General features: G+C 72.9%; 12 protein-coding genes. 5 read left to right on the plus strand and 7 right to left on the minus strand.

Features of this window, described 5'->3' with window-relative positions; all coding sequences use genetic code 11:
• Positions 1-28 precede the first annotated feature (28 nt).
• Positions 29-1,393, minus strand: coding sequence for a glutamine synthetase family protein (locus tag EAD98_RS17920; RefSeq protein ID WP_121655208.1), 1,365 nt, complete (start codon positions 1,391-1,393; stop codon positions 29-31).
• Between the two features lie 90 nt (positions 1,394-1,483).
• Between EAD98_RS17920 and EAD98_RS17925 the strand changes: the two genes are divergently transcribed.
• Entirely contained in the window at positions 1,484-2,626 is a 1,143-nt protein-coding gene (locus EAD98_RS17925; protein WP_121655209.1) for a sorbosone dehydrogenase family protein, read from the plus strand.
• 39 nt (positions 2,627-2,665) lie between these two features.
• Here EAD98_RS17925 and EAD98_RS17930 read toward each other — a convergent pair whose 3' ends face one another.
• The 5 genes from EAD98_RS17930 to pcaF all read right to left on the minus strand — a co-directional run bounded on the left by EAD98_RS17930 (position 2,666) and on the right by pcaF (position 9,519).
• Positions 2,666-4,252: an amino acid permease gene (locus tag EAD98_RS17930; RefSeq protein ID WP_121655210.1), complete on the minus strand. Its 1,587-nt coding sequence runs from the start codon at positions 4,250-4,252 to the stop codon at positions 2,666-2,668.
• 371 nt (positions 4,253-4,623) lie between these two features.
• Positions 4,624-5,124 carry a DUF456 domain-containing protein gene (locus tag EAD98_RS17935; RefSeq protein ID WP_121655211.1) on the minus strand — a complete coding sequence of 167 codons (501 nt, stop codon included), beginning with the start codon at positions 5,122-5,124 and terminating at the stop codon, positions 4,624-4,626.
• Between the two features lie 55 nt (positions 5,125-5,179).
• Positions 5,180-7,345 (minus strand): bifunctional diguanylate cyclase/phosphodiesterase, encoded by a 2,166-nt coding sequence (locus EAD98_RS17940; RefSeq protein WP_121655212.1) that lies wholly within the window; start codon positions 7,343-7,345, stop codon positions 5,180-5,182.
• A 3-nt stretch (positions 7,346-7,348) separates the two neighbouring features.
• A complete protein-coding gene (locus EAD98_RS17945; protein WP_121655255.1) occupies positions 7,349-8,161 on the minus strand; it encodes an SAM-dependent methyltransferase in 813 nt (270 codons plus the stop codon).
• A gap of 152 nt (positions 8,162-8,313) precedes the next feature.
• Entirely contained in the window at positions 8,314-9,519 is a 1,206-nt protein-coding gene (gene pcaF, locus EAD98_RS17950; RefSeq protein WP_121655213.1) for a 3-oxoadipyl-CoA thiolase, read from the minus strand.
• Positions 9,520-9,625: 106 nt separating this feature from the next.
• On the opposite strand from pcaF, the gene EAD98_RS17955 reads away from it, so the two are divergent.
• The 4 genes from EAD98_RS17955 to EAD98_RS17970 all read left to right on the plus strand — a co-directional run bounded on the left by EAD98_RS17955 (position 9,626) and on the right by EAD98_RS17970 (position 13,918).
• Positions 9,626-10,591, plus strand: coding sequence for a glutathione S-transferase family protein (locus EAD98_RS17955; RefSeq protein WP_121655214.1), 966 nt, complete (start codon positions 9,626-9,628; stop codon positions 10,589-10,591).
• Entirely contained in the window at positions 10,584-11,240 is a 657-nt protein-coding gene (locus EAD98_RS17960) for a DUF998 domain-containing protein (RefSeq protein WP_121655215.1), read from the plus strand. The genes EAD98_RS17955 and EAD98_RS17960 overlap by 8 nt, the downstream gene beginning before the upstream one ends.
• A 237-nt stretch (positions 11,241-11,477) precedes the next feature.
• Positions 11,478-12,782, plus strand: coding sequence for a dicarboxylate/amino acid:cation symporter (locus EAD98_RS17965; protein WP_199723456.1), 1,305 nt, complete (start codon positions 11,478-11,480; stop codon positions 12,780-12,782).
• 68 nt (positions 12,783-12,850) lie between these two features.
• Entirely contained in the window at positions 12,851-13,918 is a 1,068-nt protein-coding gene (locus tag EAD98_RS17970) for an NADH:flavin oxidoreductase/NADH oxidase (RefSeq protein ID WP_121655217.1), read from the plus strand.
• 45 nt (positions 13,919-13,963) lie between these two features.
• Here the strand turns inward: EAD98_RS17970 and EAD98_RS17975 are convergent, their stop codons facing one another.
• Positions 13,964-17,506: an ABC transporter ATP-binding protein gene (locus EAD98_RS17975; RefSeq protein WP_121655218.1), complete on the minus strand. Its 3,543-nt coding sequence runs from the start codon at positions 17,504-17,506 to the stop codon at positions 13,964-13,966.
• Positions 17,507-17,577: the final 71 nt, after the last annotated feature.

Raw genomic sequence — 17,577 nt, forward strand, 5'->3', positions numbered from 1 at the left:
GCGCCGGGGGGCGGGGCTGGGGAGTGGGTTAGAGGCGTTCGAAGCCACGGGTCAGCTCCCAGTCGGTTACCGCCGCGTCGAAGGCTGCCAGCTCCACACGGGCCTGGTTGGCGTAGTGGGCGACGACCTCGGGGCCGAAGGCTTCCTCGGCAGCCGTGGACTGCTCCCACAGGGTCAGGGCGTCGCGCAGGGTGCCGGGCACGCGCTCGGCCTCCGGGTCCTCGTACGCGTTGCCGGTGCACTCCGGCCCCAACTCCAACTCGCGCTCGATGCCGTGCAGCGCGCCGGCGACCAGCCCGGCGATCGCCAGGTACGGGTTGACGTCGGCGCCGGGCACCCGGTTCTCCACCCGCATGCCCTGCCCGTGGCCGACCACCCGCAGCGCGCAGGTGCGGTTGTCCACCCCCCAGCGCAGCGCCGTCGGGGCGAACGACCCCGGCTGGTACCGCTTGTAGGAGTTGATGTTCGGGGCGAAGAGCAGGCTGAACTCGCGCATCGTGGCCAGCAGCCCGGCGAGCACCCGCTGCCCGGTCTCGGACAGGTGCGCGGGCCCGTCGCCGAGCATCGCCGACCCGCCGGTGGTGTCGCGCAGGGAGAAGTGGATGTGGCAGGAGTTGCCCTCCCGCGCGTTCGGCTTGGCCATGAAGGTGATCGCCATGCCCTCCTGGGCGGCGATCTCCTTCGCCCCGTTCTTGTAGATCACGTGGTGGTCGGCGCAGGCCACCGCCTCGTCGTAGCGGAAGGCGATCTCGTGTTGGCCGAGGTTGCACTCGCCCTTGGCGCTCTCCGGGGTGAGACCGGCGCCGGCCATCTCGGTGCGGATCCGGCGCAGCAGCGGCTCCACCCGGGCGGTGCCGAGCAGCGAGTAGTCCACGTTGTACTGGTTGGCCGGGGTGAGGTCGCGGTAGCCGCGCCGCCAGGCGTCCTCGTACGAGTCGCGGTACAGCACGAACTCCAGCTCGGTGCCGGCGTACGCGGTCAGCCCGTGCTCGGCCAGCCGGCCCAGCTGCCGGCGCAGGATCTGCCGGGGCGAGGCGACCACATCGCCGGAGCCGTCCAGCCAGGTCAGGTCGGCCAGCAGCAGCGCGGACCCCGGCTGCCACGGCATCCGGCGCAACGTGCTGAGGTCCGGCACCATCGCGAAGTCGCCGTAGCCGCGCTCCCAGCTCGACATCGCATACCCGTCGACGGTGTTCATGTCCACGTCCACGGCGAGCAGGTAGTTGCACCCCTCGCTGCCGTGCTCGACCACCTGATCGAGGAAGAACGGCGCGTGGAACCGTTTGCCCTGCAGGCGGCCCTGCATGTCGACCAGGGCCAGCACGACGGTGTCGATCTCGCCGGCCTGGACGGCGACCCGCAACTCTTCCAGCGTGAACGGCGTTCTGCTCATCAGCGGGCCTCCATCACAAGGTCTACTGGCAATCCGGATCACCGTCAATGCCCCCGGTCCGATCGGCGGCAAACCACGCGAGGAGTTCTCATGCGTCTTCGAGTCATCCTGGCCGTCGCCGTCCTCGCCGTCGGGCTCGGCACGCCGGCGAACGCCGAGGCGGGCGTGCGGCCCGCGCACGGGGCGGCCACCGCGCTGGGGGCTGGCGATGTCGACTTTTCTGAGCCGCAGGTGGTCGCGACCGGGCTGGAGGCGCCCTGGGGGCTCGACTTCCTGCCCGACGGCAGCGCCCTCGTCGCCCAACGCGACCAGGGCACCGTGCTGCGGTTGCGACCGGGCCGCCCACCCGTGCAGGTCGCCCGGATCGCCGGGGTGGTCGGCGGCGGCGAGGCCGGGCTGCTCGGCCTGGCCGTCTCGCCCCGGTACCTGCTGGACCGGTGGGTCTACGTCTGCTTCACCACCGCCTCGGACATCCGCATCGTGCGGTTCCGGCTGAGCGCGCCGCAGTCCCAGCAGGTGATCCTCAGCGGCCTCGCGCGGGCGTCCGTCCACGACGGCGGCCGGATCGCCTTCGGCCCGGACGGGATGCTCTACGCCGGCATCGGCGACGCCGGCGTTCCGGCCAACGCGCAGAACCTGGCCAGCCGGAACGGCAAGATCCTGCGGATCCGGCCGAACGGCGGCATTCCGGCCGACAACCCGTTCTCCGGATCGCCGGTGTACAGCTACGGCCACCGCAACGTGCAGGGTCTCACCTGGGACGCGCGCGGCCGGCTGTTCGCCACCGAGTTCGGCCAGAACACGTGGGACGAGGTGAACCTCATCGTCCGCGGCGGCAACTACGGCTGGCCGATCGTGGAGGGTCGGAGCACCGACCCCCGGTTCCGTGATCCGGTCGTCGTCTGGCCCCCCGCCCAGGCGTCCCCGAGCGGCGCCGCCTTCACCAACGGCACCCTGTTCGTCGCCGCGCTCCGCGGTGCACGGCTGTGGGCGGTGCCGGTGAGCCCGTCCGGTCAGGTCGGCACGCCGTCCGCCGAACTCGTGGGTGCCTACGGTCGTCTCCGTACCGTCGAGAGGGCACCCGACGGCTCGCTCTGGGTGGCCACCAGCAACCGCGACGGCCGCGGCACGCCGGCGGCTACCGACGACCGCGTCCTGCGCTTCACGACCGGCGAGCGGCAACCGCCGCCCGCCGGTCGCGTCGAATTCCACGCGGGTCCGGCGCAGCCCTGAGCGGGTCCAGCGCAGCCCTGATCCGCCGGCGGGCGGGGGTCAGCCCGGCCCGTCGACCGGCGCCGGGTCGGGCGCCGGCGTCGGGTCGTCGACGGTACGCACGGGACCGGCGAACCACTTCCGGGCCGAGGCGTACCACCAGACGGCGACCACCAGCAGCACCCCGCCCACGGCCAACGGCGCGTAGTTCACCGCCGACCAGGTGAACCCGTCGTTGCCGGGCACCCCGGCGGGCACGATCGGCAGCACGAAGTAGACGGCGATGACCGCGATCTCGATCACCGCGATCCAGCCGAGCAGCTTGTACTTCCGCCCGAGCGTCCACGGCCCGGGGACGAACCGGTCGCCCATCCGCAGGCGCAGCGCGATCGGGATGAGGAAGGACAGGTAGAGCCCGAGAACCGCGACGGAGACCACGGCGTAGAAGGCGATCGGGATGCCGGCCGAGCTCTCGTAGAGCGCCGGCAGGGTGAGCGCCAGGCCGGCCAGGGTCGCTCCGATGATCGCGTTGACCGGGGTGCCGTTGCGGTCGACCTTCGACCAGAGTCGCCAGCCCGGCACGGCGCGGTCGCGACTGAACGCGTACGCCATCCGGCTCATCGAGGTCACGCAGCTCATGCCGCAGAAAAACTGCCCGATGGTGGAGATGATGATGACGATCTTGAAGAAGACCGGGGTGAGCGCGGACTCGAAGATGGCGCCGGAGAATCCGCCGGCGGCGTTGACCGCCTCGACGTCGGTGGCCGCGAAGAGGAACGCCAGCAGCAGGATCCAGCCGCCGACCGCAGAGTAGAAGATGGACTGCCAGAGCCCACGGGCGGCGGCCTGCGAGGCGCCCCGGGTCTCCTCGGAGACGTGCGCGCAGGCGTCGAAGCCGGTGATCGTGTACTGGGTGAGCAGGAAACCCAGCGGCAGCACGTAGAACCAGAAGGTCAGCCCGCCGGTGTCCCCGTCACCGAAGCCGGAGTTGTTGAACCGCTCGGTGAACACGAACTGGAAGCTCTGGTGGTTGTCCGGAACGAGAACCAGGATGGCCACCACGGCCGCCGCCCCGGCCACGTGCCACCAGACGGAGACGTTCTGGAGCACGTCGATGATCCGGTGGCCGAAGATGTTGATCAGTCCGTGCAGCACCAGGATGACCACGAAGAGCAGGAACGCCTGGCGCAGCGTGCCGGCCCAGCCGTCGAAGAGCGCCGACAGGGTGAGGTTGAGGAAGGTCGCGCAGCCGTAGTCGACCGAGGCGGTGACCGCGACCAGGCCGATCAGGTTCAGCCAGCCCGTGAACCAGCCGTGCACCGGGCGTCCCATGGTGGCGGCCCACCAGTAGATCCCACCGGCGGTCGGGTACGCCGACACCAACTCGGCCATGCAGAAGCCGATGATCAGGATGAACAGCGAGATCAGCGGCCAGCCCCAGGAGATGGCGACCGGCCCGCCGTTGTTCCACGCCTGGCCGAACGTGGTGAAACAGCCGGCCAGGATCGAGATGATGGAGAACGAGATGGCGAAGTTGGAGAAGCCGCTCCACTTGCGGCGCAGCTCCTGTTTGTAGCCGAGTTCGGCGAGCCGTCGGGCGTCGTCGTCCATCGGGTGCTCGGCGGTCGGCACGGGCGTCGTGGCCACTGCACACCTCCCTGAGGTGATTCCGCGTACGAGTGCGCAAAGTGTCGACCCAGCCGATCAAGGCGGTCAATACGATGACGGTGGGAATCTCACCGCCGTCGGGCTAATTGCGTTGCCGTCCGGCCACCCCCGCCCGCATCCTTGACCTCGTGACCAGGCCCGATCACGACGGGCCCACCGCTGGGCGCTCGGACCGCCCGGCACCGCGGCGGCGCGGGGCACGTCTCTCTCTCACGTACGGCACTCGGCCGTGCCCGACACCACCCCACGCCGCCGCCCCCGTTTCTCACGGTGATCAAGAGATTTGCGTCAGAATTCGCGTTCTGTCTGACGCAAATCTCTTGATCACCCCGGAAAGAACGGGGTGGGGGTCAGGTTAGGAGGAGGCCGGTCAGCCAGAGGGCGGCGATGACCACGCCCGCGAGGAACTCGACCAGCATGGACAGGCCGGCGGCCTTGACGGCCTGCTTCGTGGACGGCCAGGCGAGCTGGTTGCTGCCCAGTCGCAGCCGCTCCGCTGCCCACACTCCGGCGACGAAGCCGAGCACCAATCCGACCACCGGCACCACGAAGAACCCGACGATCCCGAGCACCCCGCCGGCGAGCAGCGTGGACGTCGGCACACCCGTGCGTTTCAGGTTCCGCCCGGGCCACGCGTACTTGATGACGGTGCCGCCGGCGGCGACCAGCGTCGCGGCGGCGAACACCGCCCAGCCACCCGGGCCGGCGCCGCCGAAGACCGCCCAGACCAGCACCCCGCCCCAGCACAGCGGTAGCGCCGGCAGACCGGGCACCACCACGCCGGCCAGCCCCGCCAGGATGGCCAACGCGGCCACCACGGTCACCGCCGTCTGCGAGTCGGTCAGGCTCACGCTGTCACCATCCGTTGCCGCCGTCGGGCCATGCCGGGCCGGAAAAACCGCGCGCTCACTTCGCCAACCCGCGGCGCAACCGGCCGGTGATCGCCTCAGCTGGCGCCGGAGCGCCGAAGTATCTCCCCTGCCCGGTGTCGCAGCGCAGCGCCCGCAGCCGCTCCGCCTGCACGCCGGTCTCCACCGCCTCGGCGGTGACCCACAGCTCCAGCGCGTGCGCCAACCGGACCAACGCGTCGACGATCCGCTCGTCACGGTGGTCGGCCACGGCGTCCGCCCCGTCGGCGCGAATACCCTCGACGAACGGACCGGCCAGCTTCAGGCAGTGGATCGGCAGCCGCCGCAGGTACGCGAGGTTGGAGTACCCGGTGCCGAAATCGTCCACCGCGAGCCGCACGCCCAGCGCGGCGAGCCGGTGCAGGCTGCGCAACGGCTCACCCGCGCTACCCATCACGGCGCTCTCGGTCAGCTCCAACTGCAGCAGCTCCGCCGGCAGCCCGCTGGTGGCCAGCGCGTCGGCCACCGTCTCCACGATCGCCGGGTCGTCGGCCTGCCGGCCGGCCAGGTTGACGCTGACCACCAACCGGGCGTCGGGGAACTCCCGCCACCACCGCTCGGCGTCGCGGCAGGCCCGCCGCAGCACCCACTCGCCGAGCCGCACGATCAGGCCGGTCTCCTCGGCCAGGCCGATGAACCGGTCCGGACCGATCAGGCCCAGCTCCGGATGCTCCCAACGGACCAGCGCCTCCACCGCGAGCATGGTGCCCTCCAGCAGCGACACGATCGGCTGGTAGTGCAGCACGAACTCGCCCCGGTCCAGCGCCGCCGGCAACCCGGCGACCAACGCCGACCGCGCGATGTCCCGGGCGCTGCGCTCCGGGTCGTACACCGCCCACCGGCCCCTGCCCGCGGCCTTGGCCCAGTAGAGCGTGGTGTCGGCGGCCTTCATCAACTCCGAGGCGGTGGTCGCGGCGGCTAGGCACTCCACGATGCCCACGCTGGCCGAGACGGCCAGTTGCTGGTCATCGACGTGCACCGGGGCGGCTACGGCGGCCAACGCGGCCTCCGCAACGGCCACCGCGTCGCCGAGGTCGTCCCCGCCCTCGACCAGGATGACGAACTCGTCGCCACCCATCCGGGCGACCAGGTGGCCGTGGTCGGCCACGCACTCGGCCAGCCGCCGGCCGATCGTCACCAGCAGCCGGTCACCGAGGTCGTGACCGAGGCTGTCATTGATCGCCTTGAAGCCGTCCAGGTCGAGGAAGCACACCCCGACCCGCCGCCCGGGCCCGGCGGTGTCGAGAACCCGGCCCAGCGTCTCGAAGAACAACGTCCGGTTGGGCAGCCCGGTCAGCGGGTCGTGCAGCGCCTGGAAGCGAAGCCGCTGCTGGAGTTCGTACCGCTCGGTGATGTCCTCGATCATCGCGACGGTGAACCGGGGCCGGCCGTCGTCGTGCCGAATCAGCGAGACGGCCAGATCCGTCCAGACCACGCTGCCGTCCTTGCGGTGGTAGCGCTTCTCCACCCGGACCGAGTCCTGCTTGCCCTCGCTCAGCTCCTGGTACAGCTCCCACATCCCGGCGGCGTCGTCGGCGTGGAACAACGCCGACACGTTGGTCGCACACAGTTCGCCGATCGAGTAGCCGAGCATGTCGGCGAACGCCTGATTGACGTCGACGATCCGACCGTCCACCCCGGCGATGCCGATCCCGATCGCGGCGCCGGTGAAGACCGCCCGGAAGCGGGCCTCGCTGTCCCGCAGCGCCTGCTCGACCTCGTCACGCGCCTGCCAGGCCGACCGGGCGATCCGCTCCTGCTGGCTGAAGGTGCGGTCACGCAGCGCACGGGCGAACCCGGCGGCCAGGCCGCCCTGCACCGCCGCGATCCGCTCGGTCAGGTCCGCCGGCTCGTCGGCGGCGGCCAGCACCCGGCGGGGAAAATCCGCACCGAGGGCGCGCAGCGACCACTCCAGCGCCCGGGGCTCGGTGAGGTGCGCCTCCACCAGTGCCCGCCCGACCTCCTCGCCCGGGCGGGCCGAGAACGGGTCGGCCCGTACCGCCTGGGCCAGCCGGACGGTATGCACCAGCAGCAGCCGCTCGGTCTCGGCCGCGCTGAGCGGCACGAAACCGAGACGGCGTACCGCGCGGGCCCAGTCGGCGGCGTAACCCTGGGCGTCGCCCCGGCCGGCGTCGCCCCCGGTCGGATCCGGGACGGCGGCCACGGGTCAGCCGGCTGGCTGGTCGTACCGGGCGACGCCCCCGAAGGCGCCGAACCGCTCCGGGTGCTCGTCCACATCGGACGGTGAATCCGGACGCCAGAGCGGCATGTGCACGACGCCCGGTTCGAGGACGGTCCAGTCGCCGAAGAAGCCGGTGACCTGGGCGCGGGACCGCAGCGTGATCTCGGTGTCCGTGCGCGAGGAGAGCCGCTGGGCGTCCAGCATCTCCTGTGGCTGGTCCTCGAAGGTGGAGTGGGAGATGACCAGGAAGCTGCCGGGTGCGGCGGCGGCCCGCAGGGTGGCCAGGATGTCCTCGGGCCGGTCGGCGTCCGGGATGAAGTGCACGACCCCGGCCAGCAGGATGCCCATCGGGCGGCCGAAGTCGATCAGCCCCAGCTGGCGGGTCTCGGCGAGGATCCGCTCCGGTTCGCGCAGGTCGGCGTGGATCACCCCGGTCAGGTCGTTGCCGGCGAGCAGTTCCCGGCTGTGCGCGACGGCCACCGGGTCGATGTCGACGTAGACGACCCGGGCCTTGGGGTTCGCCCCCTGGGCCACCTCGTGCACGTTGCCCACGGTGGGAATTCCGGAGCCGATGTCGAGGAACTGGTCGATGCCGGCGTCGAGCAGAGCCCGGACGGCCCGACGCAGGAACTCCCGACCGGAGCGCATGGTGGCGGCGAGATTCGGGGTCATGCTGGCGATCTGCTCAGCCAGCCGACGGTCGATCTCGAAGTTGTGCGCCCCGCCCAGGAAGTAGTCGTACACCCGGGCCGCGCTCGGCCTGGTCAGATCGATCTCGGTCGGCAGTCCGTCCGGCATCAGCGTGCTCCCCAGTTCATCGCCGCGGCGCGGGACGGCACCGGCGTCGGCGGGCACGCGCGACCACCGGTCGACCCGCGGGTCGTGTGGTGTCGACCACTCTAGGCCGCGGACTCCCCCGTCCGGGAGATCCCTTCACGCTCTTTCCGCGCTCAGACGGCCGACTCCAGCAGCAGCGAGATGCCCTGCCCGACCCCGATGCACATGGTGGCCAGCGCCCGCCGGCCACCGCGGCGGCGCAGCTCCAGGGCGGCGGTCAACGCCAGCCGGGCGCCGCTGGCGCCCAACGGGTGCCCCAACGCGATGGCGCCGCCGTTCGGGTTGACGTGCTCGGCGTCCGCGGGCAACCCCAGCTCACGCAGCACCGCCACGGACTGCGCGGCGAACGCCTCGTTCAGCTCCACCACGTCCACCGCGCCCAACTCGACGCCGGCGCGGTCGAGCAGCTTGCGGGTGGCCGGAACCGGGCCGATCCCCATGATCCGGGGCGGGACGCCGGCCGCCGCCGCGCCGCCGATGCGGGCCAGCGGGGTGAGGCCGTACCGGGCCACCGCGGCCTCGCCCGCCACCAGCAGAGCGACCGCCCCGTCGTTGACGCCGGAGGAGTTGCCGGCGGTCACCGTGCCGCCCTCGCGGAACGGGGTGGGCAGCGCGGCGAGCTTCTCCAGCGAGGTCTCCCGAGGGTGCTCGTCGACCTCGACCAGCCGGGTCTCCCGGCGGCCGGCCGGCACGGAGATCGGCACGATCTCCTCGGCGAACCGGCCGTCGGCCTGGGCCTTGGCCGCGCGCTGCTGCGAGCGGTACGCGAAGGCGTCCTGCTCGGCCCGGCTGACGCCGTACTCGGCGGCCACGTTCTCCGCCGTCTCCGGCATCGAGTCGATGCCCCAGCCGTCCCGCATCAGCGGGTTGACCAGCCGCCAGCCCAGCGTGGTGTCGTGCACCTCGGCCGAGCGGGAGTACGCCGACGTCGCCTTCGGCATGACGAACGGCGCCCGGCTCATGCTCTCCACCCCGCCGGCGACCACCAGCTCCGCGTCCCCGGCCACGATGGAACGGGCGGCGGTGGCGAGGGCGTCCAGCCCCGAGCCGCACAGGCGGTTGACCGTGCTGCCCGGCACCTCCTCGGGCAGGCCGGCCAGCAGCGCCGCCATCCGGGCCACGTTGCGGTTGTCCTCGCCGGCCTGGTTGGCGCAGCCGAGCACGACGTCGTCCACGCGGGCCCAGTCCACCGACGGGTGCCGGTCGACCAGCTCGCGGATCACGTGCGCGGCCAGGTCGTCGGGACGGACACCGGCCAGCGCGCCGGCGTACCGGCCGATCGGGGTGCGGACACCGGCCACCAGGTATGCCACGGTCATCGCGAGTCCTTCGGGGTGGAGACGGCGGGGGGTGGAGGCGCCCACCGGGGTCGTGCGGGCTGCCAGCCGCCAGGATATCCGCGCCCACAGCCGATAGGTTGACGGCATGGCTCGGGCCCAGTTCAGCGCAGAGACCAGCGGCGGCGGCGCGTTCGTCCGCCAGCCCAACCGGTTCACCGGCCGGGTCACGCCGGACTCGACCTCCCCGCCCGGCGGTGGCCCGGACGAGCAGGACCGCTGGCCGCTGGAAGCCGGCCGCTACCGGCTGATCTGGTGCCGCGCCTGCCCGTGGGCGCACCGGGCCCGGATCGTGCGCGGCCTGCTCGGGCTGGACGACGCGATCTCGCTGGGCACCGTCGACCCGATCCGGGACGAGCGGGGCTGGGCGTTCGCCCTCGACCCGGACGGCTTCGACCCGGTGCTCGGCGTCAGCTTCCTCTCCGAGGCGTACCTGGCCACCGACCCGGACTACACCGGCCGGGTGACCGTTCCGGCGCTGGTCGACACGCTGACCGGCCGGGTGGTCACCAACGACTACCCGCAGCTCACCCTCGACTTCTCCACTGAGTGGCGGCGGCTGCACGCCCCGGACGCGCCGGACTTGTACCCGGTCGAGATGCGCGCCGAGATGGACGCGTTGATGGCCGAGATCCACACCGACGTCAACAACGGCGTCTACCGGTGCGGCTTCGCCACCTCGCAGGAGGCGTACGACGAGGCGTTCCGGGCGCTCTTCGCCCGGCTGGACGCGCTCTCCGACCGGCTGGCCGGGCAGCGGTACCTGATGGGCGACACGATCACCGAGGCCGACGTGCGGCTGTTCACCACGCTGGTCCGCTTCGACGCCGCGTACCACGGGCATTTCAAGTGCAACCGGCAGAAGCTGACCGAGATGCCGGTGCTCTGGGCGTACGCCCGGGACCTGTTCCAGACCCCGGGCTTCGGCGAGACGGTGGACTTCGACCACATCAAGCGGCACTACTACGGCACCCACCGGGAGATCAATCCGAGCGGCATCGTGCCACTCGGACCGGACGAGTCCGGCTGGATCACGCCGCACGGGCGTGGCTGAGCCGGCTCGGCCCGGCACCACGACCGCGCCGGCAACCCGGGCGGACGTCGCGCGCCGGGTCGCCGGGTGGGCCGCCGCCGGCGCCGGACTGGCCGGTGCGGTCGCGGTGACGGTCGCGGTGATCGCCGGTCCAGGGCCGGGGGTCACCGGGTACGTCAGCGAGGCGGGCATCGCCGGCAACGGCCACGCCACGACGTACCGGTTCGGGATCCTCGCGCTGGCCGGCTCGCTGCTGCTGCTCGCCGCGGCCCTGCCCCCCGGGGTGCGGGCGGCGCCCGCGCTGCTCGCCGCCGGTGCGGTGTTCACCGCCGCGTCCGGGTCGGTGACCTGCTCCGCCGGCTGCCCGCTGCCACCGTTCGAGCGGGCCACGGTCGCGGACCTCGTGCACGGCGGCGCGAGCATCGCGGCGACCGCGTCGGTGGTGTTCGCCATGGTCGCGCTCGCCGTGTCCGGCCCGGTCGATCGGGCGGTACGCTGGCTGTCCGGCGGGGCCGCCGCGCTGAGCCTTCCGCTGTGCGCCACGGTGGGGCTGGCCCTGCTCGTCATCGGTCGGGGCGCCCTGGTGGGCGTGCTGGAGCGGCTGATCCTCGCGCTGGCGATCCTGTGGGGCCTCACCACCGCCGCCGCGCTCGCCCTCACCCGCAGGTGAGAAGGGCCCCCGTGTGCGGCTGGCCGGTGCGCGTGTAAGGAGCGTCACCCCGACTGCTCCTTGCGATGACCCGCCATCGGCGTATCGTCGGCTGGCGATGACCAATGTCTGGGACCTCACCGTTCGCCTGTATGTCGATCTTCGACTGCAGGCCAGCGGCATCTGTCCGGCGTAGCTGCGCTCCCACGCCTAACCCGTTCAGCCCAGACAATTGGATCAATTCTCATGCCCTTCGGCCTGCGCAAGATTCCCTTCTCCGTGCAGATCCTGCTCGGCCTCGTGCTCGGCGTGGCGCTCGGCTTCCTGGCCCGCACCAACGACCTGAGCTGGCTCACCAGCACCCTGCACACCGTCGGCAGCCTCTTCGTCCAGCTCCTCAAGCTGGCCGTGCCGCCCCTGGTCTTCACCGCCATCGTGGTCAGCGTCGTCAGCCTGCGCGGCGTGGCCAACGCCGCCCGGCTCGCGCTGAAGACCCTGATGTGGTTCGGCATCACCGCACTGATCTCGGTGGCCATCGGCATCGGCCTCGGCCTGATCGTCAACCCGGGCCGGGGCGTGACCCTCGACCTGGGCGGCGCCGCCCCGCCGAAGAACACCGGCTCGTGGACCGACTTCCTCACCGGCATCGTGCCCACCAACCCGGTCGGCGCGTTCGTCGAGGGCAACGTGCTCCAGATCGTCTTCCTCGCCCTGGTGGTCGGTGCCGCGGCGCTGCTGGTGGGCGACGCCGCCGAGCCGTTCGTGGCGCTGAACCGCTCGCTGCTGGAGATCGTCCAGAAGGCGCTCTGGTGGGTCATCCGACTCGCCCCGATCGGCACCCTCGGCCTGATCGGCAACGCCGTCGCCTCGTACGGCTGGGACCTGCTGGCCCCCCTCGCGAAGTTCACCACCGCCGTCTACGTCGGCTGCGCCATCGTGCTGTTCGTGGTCTACCCGCTGGTGCTGATCACCGCCGGCCGGCTCAACCCGCTGCGCTTCTTCGCCGGCGCGTGGCCCGCGATCGAGCTGGCCTTCGTGTCCCGCTCCTCGGTGGGCACCATGCCGGTGACCCAGCGCTCCGTCGAGCGGCTCGGCGTGCCCCGTGAGTACGCCTCGTTCGCGGTGCCGTTCGGCGCCACCACGAAGATGGACGGCTGCGCCGCGATCTACCCGGCACTGGCCGCGATCTTCGTGGCGCAGGTGTTCGGCGTGGACCTCGGCGTCACCGACTACCTGCTGATCGCCTTCGTCTCGGTGGTCGGCTCGGCGGCCACCGCCGGCCTGACCGGCGCGATCGTGATGCTCACCCTCACCCTGAGCACTCTGGGCCTGCCGCTGGCCGGCGCCGGCCTGCTGCTGGCCATCGACCCGATCCTGGACATGGTCCGGACCGCCACCAACGTGGCCGGGCAGGCGCTGGTGCCGACCGTGGTCGCCGCCCGGGAGGGCACCCTCGACCGGGCCGCCTACGAGTCCGCCGGGCGGCGGGACCTGACCGACCCGGAGCCGGTCGCCGACACCCGGCCCGAGCGGCGGGACGAGCTGAGCCCCGTCCCCGCCTGACCAGTTCGCATCGACGGCGACGGGCCCCTCCCCGGGGGGCCCGTCGCCGTTTTCGAGAGGATGACGACATGAGTTCCCTGTTCACGCCGCTGGCCCTGCGCGCGGTCACCCTGCCCAACCGGATCGCCATGGCGCCGATGTGCCAGTACACCGCCGGTCCGGACGGTCTGCCCACCGACTGGCACCTGATCCACCTCGGCAGCCGGGCGGTGGGCGGGGTCGGGCTGGTGCTGACCGAGGCGACCGCCGTGCTGCCGGAGGGCCGGATCAGCCCGCAGGACACCGGGCTGTGGTCCGGCGCCCACGTCGACGCGTGGCGGCCGGTGAACGCGTTCGTCGCCGAGCACGGCGCGGTGCCCGCGGTTCAGCTCGCCCACGCCGGGTTCAAGGCCTCCACGTACCGTCCGTGGGCTCCGAACCGGGGCGGCGTGCCGGACGCCGAGGGCGGCTGGACGCCGGTCGGCCCCGGGCCGGAGCCGTTCGTCGCCGACTACCGGACGCCGACCGCTCTCGACGCGGCGGGCATCGCCGGCGTCGTCGAGGCGTTCGCCACCGCCGCCGAACGTGCCCTGGCCGCCGGCTTCGCGGCCGTGGAGATTCACGCCGCGCACGGCTACCTGCTGCACGAGTTCCTCTCGCCGCTGACCAACCACCGCACCGACGCCTACGGCGGCGACCGGACCGCCCGGATGCGGCTCACCCTGGAGGTGGCCCGCGCGGTGCGCGCCGCGGTCGGAGAGAACGTCCCGGTGCTCACCCGGATCTCCGCCACCGACTGGGTCGAGGGCGGCTGGACGATCGAGGACAGCGTGGTGCTCGCCAGCGAGCTGGCCGGTGTGGGCGTGGACCTGGTCGACGCCTCCTCCGGAGGCGTACATCCGGACGCGCGCATCCCGCTCGGCCCCGGCTACCAGGTGCCACTGGCCGCCCAGATCCGCCGCGAGGCCGGCGTGCCGACCGGCGCGGTCGGCCTGATCGTCGAGCCGGAGCAGGCTGAGCAGATCGTCGCCGGCGGCGAGGCGGACCTGGTGCTGCTCGGCCGGGAGTTGCTGCGCGACCCGTACTGGCCGCGCCGGGCCGCCGCCAAGCTCGGCGTCGCGTACAGCGGACCCGCGCAGTACGCCCGCGCCTCCTGATTCCCGCCGGTCGGGCGGCTGCCAGGCACGGCAGCCGCCCGACCGTCAGCCGGCCAGGTGCGACCAGTCGCCCTCCAGGTCCTGCCAGGTGCCCTGTGCCGCCACCGTGCCACCGAGCAGCACCACCACGTGGTCGGCCCGGACCAGCGCGGCGCGCTTCGCGGTCGAGCCGACCACGGTCACCCCGTGCGCGCGCAACGCCTGCCACAGCGCCAGCTCGGTGGTGACGTCCAGCGCCGACGACACGTCGTCGGCGACCAACAGTTCGGTACGCGGCGCCAGCGCCCGGGCGAGCGCCAACCGTTGCAGCTGGCCGCCGGACAGCCGGGTGCCCTTGTGCCCGATGAGCAGGCCCAGCCCACCGCCCGCCGCGGCGAGGTCATGGTCGAGCTGGGCGGTGCTGACCGCCCCGGCGGCGTCCACCTGGTGGCCGAGCGCGATGTTGTCGGCCACCGTGCCGGAGAGCACCCGGGGCAGCTGGCCGACGTAGCCGACCTGGTTGGGGCGCAGGAACAGCTCGGGCTCGGTGACCGGGTCACCGTTCCAGGACAGCTCGCCGGTGTGGTGCACGATCCCGGCCAACCCCCGCAGCAGCGAGGACTTGCCCGAGCCGACCGGGCCGACGACCAGAACCAGCTGCCCGCGTTGCACGGTCAGGTCCACGTCCCGGACGGCGACCGTGCCGTCGGAGTGCACCACGCCGAAGCCGCGCAGCTGCAGCCGGCGCAGCGGATGCCGTGGCGGCGGCGTCGGCGCGGGGGCCGTCCCGGCGGCCAGGTCGACGGCGGGCACCCCGGCGGAGTACGCGTCCACCCCGGTCATCGCCACCGTGCGTCGGGTCCAGACCCGCGCGGAGGGCAGCTGGGAGATCAGCGAGGCGGTGGTCCAGGCGAACCAGCGGGCCGCGCCGAGGGTGGAGACGGCCACCAGCACCGCCCCGGCGGAGAGCTCGCCGGTCAGGTAGAGCGCCCACGCGCCGATCGGCAGCAGGCCGCTGGCCACCGACGGCGTGGAGCGCGACCACACCTGCACCGAGATCTCCCGCCGCTGCCGGTCGCTGCGCAGCACGTCCAGATCGGCGAGGTGGCGCAGCACCGCCGCGGTCGCGCCGGCGAGCTTCACCGTCCGCGCCGCGGAGAGCGCGGAGACCAGCGCGGTGGCGAAGGCGGCCCGCGCCGCGACCGTCGCCCGGGCCGCACGCTCAAGCTTCGGCCCGAACAGCGTCGCGGCCAGCCCGGAGACGACCATCGTGCCGAGGAAGAACAGCGCCGGTACGACGCTGCCGGTGACCGCCGTCATGGCGACCACCAGGACCAGCGCGACGGCCTGGTCCAGCACGTTGTCGGCGAGTTGGACCACCCGCTCGGTGTCACCGCCCTGCGCCACCACCTCCGCCGGGGTGTGCGAGCTGACCCGCCGCGGCCCGGTCTGGCCGTGCACCAGGCGCAGGCCGATCCGCAGCATCTGCCGCACCCACCACTGCGGGAACCAGACGTGGGTGTAGTACGGCAGCGGGAGGGTGACCAGGAGCCCGGTCACGATCCCCAGCGCCGGCAGGTACGGGTTGCCGGTCCCGTCGACCAGGTCGGCCCAGAGCCAGGGCAGCACCGGACCGTCCAGTCCGAGCAGGCTGAGCCCGAGGAACAGCACGATCGCGGCCAGCCCGTACCGGGGGTCGTTGGTGCAGAGCCGGAAGATCTCCCGCAGGGTCCGGGCCGGCGGGACGTGCGGCAGCGGCGGCGGGTCGGCACGTTTCGGCTCGTCCGGCTCGACCGGCGCGGCCGGCTCGACCGGCGGGGCCAGCTCGACCGGCGGGGTCACCGGCCCGCTCGGCCAGGCATCGACCGGATCGGGGGCGACCAGCAGGTCGGTGCCGGCGCCGCTGCGGCCAGCCGGCACCGCTGCCGCGTACGCGGCGGCGTGGCTGGTCGCGAGCAGCTCGGCGAAGCGAGTCGACGTTTCCAGCGGGCCGGCCTCGACCACCGAGCCGTCGGCCAGCACCACCACCTCGTCACAACGACGCACCGAGGAGAGCCGGTGCGCGATGACGATGCCGATCCGGTCACGCAGCAGCCGTTCGGTGGCCCGCTGCACGCGTGCCTCGGTGACCGGGTCCAGTCGCGCGGTGGCCTCGTCGAGGATCACCACGTGCGGGTCGCGGACCAGGATCCGGGCGAACGCCACCAGTTGCTCCTGACCGGCGGAGAGCACGTGCCCGCCCTCCCCCAGCCGGGTCGCCAGCCCCTCCGGCAGTTCGGCGATCCAGCCGGCCAGGCCCAGTTCGTTCAGCGCTCGGGCCGCCGCGTCGAGCAGCTCCGGGTCGAAGAGCGCGACGTTCTCGGCGAGCGTGCCGGCCAGGATCTCGGTGCGCTGCGGCACCAGCGCCACCCAGCGGCGCAGCTGCTCGACGTCGAGGTCGCACAGGTCGGTGCCGCCGAGAAAGACCGTTCCCGGCGGCACGTCGACGGCCCGGGTGAGCACCTTCGCCAGTGTCGACTTGCCCGAACCGGTCCGCCCGATCAGCGCGTACGAGCGGCCACGCGCGAAGGTGAGGCTGACCCCGCGCAGCGCGGCTCCCCGGCCGCTCTCCGGCCCGCTCACCTGGTACCCGAACGTCAGGTCACGGATGCGCAGGTCACCGTCGATCGGGCTGGCTCCGCCGACGGGCTCCTGCCGGGCCTTCTGGAGCAGCTGCACCCGGGCCCACGCGCCGAGGGCCTCCTGGAGCTCCGGCACCATCCGGCTGACGTGCTCGGCAGTCGCCCCGAAGGCGAGGGCGAGCAGCCAGATGGCGGTGAGGCGGGCCGCGTCGATCCGGTCGGTGGCCAGTGCCCAGGCCCCGCCGAGCACCACCACCCCGATGCCGGCCCGGATCGTCGCGGTCGCGGCCGTCGCCACGCGGGCGGACAACACCCAGACCAGGCGGCCCCGGGACAGCACGGCGGCGGCCCGCCGCGCGTACAACCGCAGCACGTACGGCCGGGCCAGACTGGTCCGTACGTCGTCCTGGCCGTGCACCGCCTCCTCCATCACCGCGGCCAGGTCCGACCAGGCCTCCTCCTCGGCCATGCGGGCCGGACCGATCCGCGCCGTGGGCCGACGCAACCCGACGCCGAGCACCACCGTGAGCAGGAGCATCGCGATCCCGGCCGGCCACCACACGGCCAGCGCGACGATCATCGACAGCAGGCCGACGCACAGCCCCTGGGCGAGTCGGGTGCCCTGGTTGCGGACCGCCGACGCCACCTGGTAGACGTCGCCGTCGATGCGGTCGAGCAGCTCACCCACCGGGGTGGTCTCCAGGGTGGGCAGGTCCTGCCCGAGCGCGACCCGGCAGAGCCGCCGGCGCACGTCGGCGGACCAGTCGGCGGTCAGGCCGGCCATCAGCAGGCTGACCGCCAGGTCCGTGAGGACCACGGCAACCAGCGCCGCGGCCAGTACGGCGAAGAAGCCGGTCGAGCGATGCACGAGCACCGCCCCGGCCAGGGCCGACGCGCCCGCCTGACCGGCGGCGCCGAGTGCGATCAGGATGACCACGATCGTCAGGCGACGTGGCGAGGTGCCCCACAGATCACGGAGCAGGCGCATCGGAGTCCTCCGGACGTGGGTGGCGGAGAACTCAGCGTGCCTGTCGGGACCCTGTCCACTCAACCGATTTA

Origin of the sequence: Micromonospora sp. CV4 (assembly GCF_003667455.1) — a bacterium.
Lineage (GTDB): Bacteria > Actinomycetota > Actinomycetes > Mycobacteriales > Micromonosporaceae > Micromonospora.

What these genes read in the sequence shown, in the direction of transcription:
- EAD98_RS17970 (WP_121655217.1), top strand. Translation starts at nt 12,851, where the DNA reads ATGAGTTCCCTGTTCACGCCGCTGGCCCTGCGCGCGGTCACCCTGCCC.
- EAD98_RS17975 (WP_121655218.1), bottom strand. Translation starts at nt 17,506, where the DNA reads ATGCGCCTGCTCCGTGATCTGTGGGGCACCTCGCCACGTCGCCTGACG.
- EAD98_RS17945 (WP_121655255.1), bottom strand. Translation starts at nt 8,161, where the DNA reads ATGCCGGACGGACTGCCGACCGAGATCGATCTGACCAGGCCGAGCGCG.
- EAD98_RS17920 (WP_121655208.1), bottom strand. Translation starts at nt 1,393, where the DNA reads ATGAGCAGAACGCCGTTCACGCTGGAAGAGTTGCGGGTCGCCGTCCAG.
- EAD98_RS17925 (WP_121655209.1), top strand. Translation starts at nt 1,484, where the DNA reads ATGCGTCTTCGAGTCATCCTGGCCGTCGCCGTCCTCGCCGTCGGGCTC.
- EAD98_RS17955 (WP_121655214.1), top strand. Translation starts at nt 9,626, where the DNA reads ATGGCTCGGGCCCAGTTCAGCGCAGAGACCAGCGGCGGCGGCGCGTTC.
- pcaF (WP_121655213.1), bottom strand. Translation starts at nt 9,519, where the DNA reads ATGACCGTGGCATACCTGGTGGCCGGTGTCCGCACCCCGATCGGCCGG.